This window comes from uncultured Meiothermus sp. (genome assembly GCF_937863175.1).
Taxonomy (GTDB): domain Bacteria; phylum Deinococcota; class Deinococci; order Deinococcales; family Thermaceae; genus Meiothermus.
The window spans coordinates 1-3,320 of sequence record NZ_CALMCQ010000178.1 but is presented as its reverse complement, the minus strand read 5'-3'; the positions used below and the strand labels follow the sequence as shown (position 1 = coordinate 3,320).

The following is a 3,320-nucleotide window of genomic DNA, read 5'->3' as shown; positions in this document are numbered from 1 at the left end:
CAATCAGAATCGCCGAGGCATGGGGGGTGAGGATTTTGACCACGGCGGTTTTGAACTCGGTTAGTTCAGCATCGCTCACGTCCCCGCCCCGGGCCTTGGCAATGGCCTTGCGCAGTGAGCCCCGCTGATCCATCGCAGCAGCCGCAATCACACCGTTGTCGTCGGCACAAGCCTGAATCCGTTCAAACTTACCTTTGCTCAGTCCCATAATTATCTCCATTTCCAAGTCTACCCCAATCCCTCGGCTGCTCGAGGGGGGGCATAGATCTCTCCAGGGCTATCAGCCAGATGCCGAAGGGTTCATGCCAGGCGCTGCTAGAAAACCACCTCCCCCTCTTTGCTGGCCATCCCGGCTCCCTACCCCACTCTCCTGGCCCACGGCTGGCTTGTCGCTGCTACAACACCGCTTTGGCTCCACGCAACGCCGCACCTGCCCCAGTTCTGCCCAGCGCCGCTACATGGGTTCCCTGGGATGGGGGCGTCACAAGCGATCGAGCACCGCTTGGAAAAAACCAGTGTACGTAATGCATCCAGCAAAAAAAGCCCCCTCAGGGGGGCGTGAGAGGTTTTGCCCTAGCGAGGAATTTGCAGCTTCTGCCCAACCCGGATCAGATCGGGGTTGGCGATGTTATTGGCCCTGGCAATTTTCATGTAGCTATCTCTGGAGGCATCGCCGTAAAACTTGAGCGCAATGCCCGAAAGGGTATCGCCCGCCTGCACCGTGTACCATTCGTCGGGGATGTTGACCCCGCCCTGCTCGGTGGCGAATCTGGCCCTGGCCCCCTCCACCACCTTCAGCCCGCTGGCATCCACTTCGGCGGCCCCGGCTTGTTTGGCGAGTTGAACCGCCAGGTTGAACTCGTGCTGGCTGTCTACTGCGCCTTGCAGCACTACGCCGGTACCCTTTTGCAGCACGGCAATGGGGTCGTCTTTTAGCTCTCCATTGGCTTCCAGGGTAGCCAGCACCTTTTTAGCCAGCTTGCTGGCCTCGGTGGCCTGGCGGATGGTTTCTACCTCGGCGGCGATGGCGGCTTCGGAAACCTCCTGCTGGGCCACGATCACGCCGCTTAGATCCAGCGACTTAACGCCCTTGGTGCCCTCTACCGTGGCCTGCAAAAGAGACAGGTGGGGCTGGCGGGGAACCGCGCCGGTAATGCGAACATTCCCGCCTTGTTCCTGGATGTCGAGGCCCAGCCCCTGGAGTGGGGGCCACTGATTGATTGCATCCTGAACTCGAACAGCCAATGACTTTCCAAAAGGCCACATAATTTACCTCCGGTTCGGAGTATACCCTGGCTATGTAAAAGGATTATGCAAAGATTCAGGGCAGCCAAAACCTCGAGGGTTCCCTCCCGACCCGGCTGGATGCGCTACCAGGACAGCAGGGTTTTTATCCCAGCTCGAGGCTGCTCAAATCGCCCAGCACCAGCTTGTGGGCTTTGGGCAGACTGTTGCGTTTGGTAACCCTGGCTCCAACCCCCAAAATGCACTCGTGGAGCCGCAGGGGCACATCCTCTACTACCGCTCCGTCTTCCAGAATGGAGAACTCCACCTCGGCCATTCGCACGCTGGCATTGGGCCCTACCGAGGTGAAGGGGCCAATATAAGCCCCCTCAATCATGGCGTTCTGGGCGATGTGTACCGGGCCCAGCACAGTGCTGTTTTTGACCACAGCCCCTTTCTCGATCACCACCCTCCCGGTGATCCGGCTGTCGTGCACATGCCCCTCCACCACTGGGGTGGGGCTCTTTTGTTCCACCAGGAGCAACCGGTTGGCGTCCAGCAGATCCGCGGGACGTCCAGTATCTTTCCACCAACCCGCAATTTCTTGTCCCAGAACGGTATGACCCTGATCCATCAGACTCTGAATAGCATCGGTGATTTCGTACTCGCCCCTGGCGCTGGGCTTGAGATTAGCGATGATCTCCATAATGGATGGGCTGAATACGTAAACCCCAGCCACCGCCAGATCCGAAGGGGGGTCTTTGGGCTTCTCGAGTAGCTTGACAATGCGCCCCTGATCCAGCACCGCCACCCCAAACTGCCGGGGATCGGGCACCCGCACCAGGGCAATCACCGCGCCCACCCCGGGTTTGAAGGCTTCGACGAAGGGCTTGATGCCTTTTTGGAAAAGGTTATCGCCCAGATAGAGCACAAAAGGATTCTGGCCCAGCCAGTCTCTGGCCGTACCTACCGCATGGGCAATGCCCAGGGCCTGCTCCTGCACGATGTAGGTGAGCTGGACGCCGGGAAAATCTTTGAGGGCTTGCCGAATATCTTCCTGGGTATCGGGAGAGACCACTACCCCCACCTCGGTAATGCCGGCTTCGAATAGGTTTTCGACTGCATAGTAAATGATGGGTTTTCCGCCCAACCGAATAACCGGTTTGGGCCGGGTGTGGGTGAGGGGACGTAGCCTGGTGCCGCGTCCGGCTGCGAGAATGAGTCCTTTCATGTTGACGCTTATCTTAGCAGTGCAGGGCTATAAGTGGCTGTGCATATGAGCAGTGCAGATGGGGGCCTGGTTTGGCAATGGCGGTGGGGGCTATGACCACGAAGGAGAGCGGCCTCTGCCGTATCCGGCTTCCTGTAGGCCCCAGGCCTGGGACGCGGCGACCGTGGTTTATCTGCTCCGCCGCAAGCATCCGGTAGGGGGTATGCTCGAGCTGCGCAAGATCAAGGTATAACCGGGGGGCCCTTGCGATTTGTGGAGGGTAAACTGGGTAGCGATGCGTTTGCTTGCCGTCTTTGCCCATCCCGACGACGAGTCTTTTTTTTGCGCGGGAACCCTGGCAAAATATGCTGCCGAAGGGCATCAAGTTTATTTGATCTGTGCGACTCGAGGGGAACAAGGGGAGATTCGCCATCCCGAGATAGACCCCGCGCGCTACCCCAAAGGCCCGGCCAGGGGAAAGTTGCGAGAGGGGGAACTCGAGGCTGCCTGCAGCATTCTGGGTATCCAGCCACCCATTCTTCTGGACTACCAGGACTCCAGCTATCCCCTGGAGGTGGCTCGGGCCAACCCCAGCGGCTTCATGCACGAAGACCTGCGGGGCGTGGAGCTGGTTCTGCTCGAGCACATAACCCGAATAAAGCCCGATATCCTGATTGGCTTCGACCCGCAGGGCTATTATGGACATGCTGACCATATCCACCTGCACCGCGCTACTATGGGAGCTTTCTGGCGGGCGGGACACCTGATCCAGCCAGCCCCCAGACGCTTGTTCTTTCCGGTGCGCCCCAAGGAGTTAGTGCAGAAAACCAGGTTCGACCCCCAAATTTATTCGGTTTCGGAAGACTCCTTTGCGGTGCACCTGGAT

4 protein-coding genes and 1 pseudogene are annotated in these 3,320 nt (G+C 59.0%); 2 read left to right on the top strand and 3 right to left on the bottom strand.

The genetic code is table 11. The features are described from left to right. From Q0288_RS06915 to Q0288_RS06905, 3 genes and pseudogenes are all read right to left on the bottom strand, one after another. Window positions 1-220: pseudogene (locus Q0288_RS06915) on the bottom strand (tagatose 1,6-diphosphate aldolase); the annotation flags it as partial. 353 nt (window positions 221-573) lie between these two features. Next, on the bottom strand, window positions 574-1,266 hold the full coding sequence (locus tag Q0288_RS06910) for a LysM peptidoglycan-binding domain-containing protein (protein ID WP_299429067.1): 693 nt from the start codon (window positions 1,264-1,266) through the stop codon (window positions 574-576). 124 nt (window positions 1,267-1,390) lie between these two features. Further along, window positions 1,391-2,455 (bottom strand): glucose-1-phosphate thymidylyltransferase, encoded by a 1,065-nt coding sequence (locus Q0288_RS06905; RefSeq protein WP_299429065.1) that lies wholly within the window; start codon window positions 2,453-2,455, stop codon window positions 1,391-1,393. A 58-nt stretch (window positions 2,456-2,513) separates the two neighbouring features. Between Q0288_RS06905 and Q0288_RS06900 the strand changes: the two genes are divergently transcribed. Both Q0288_RS06900 and Q0288_RS06895 read left to right on the top strand, forming a co-directional pair. Continuing rightward, entirely contained in the window at window positions 2,514-2,687 is a 174-nt protein-coding gene (locus Q0288_RS06900; protein WP_299429063.1) for a hypothetical protein, read from the top strand. Between the two features lie 42 nt (window positions 2,688-2,729). After that, window positions 2,730-3,320 (top strand): PIG-L deacetylase family protein (locus Q0288_RS06895; RefSeq protein ID WP_299429061.1); only part of this gene is annotated, 591 nt, incomplete at its 3' end.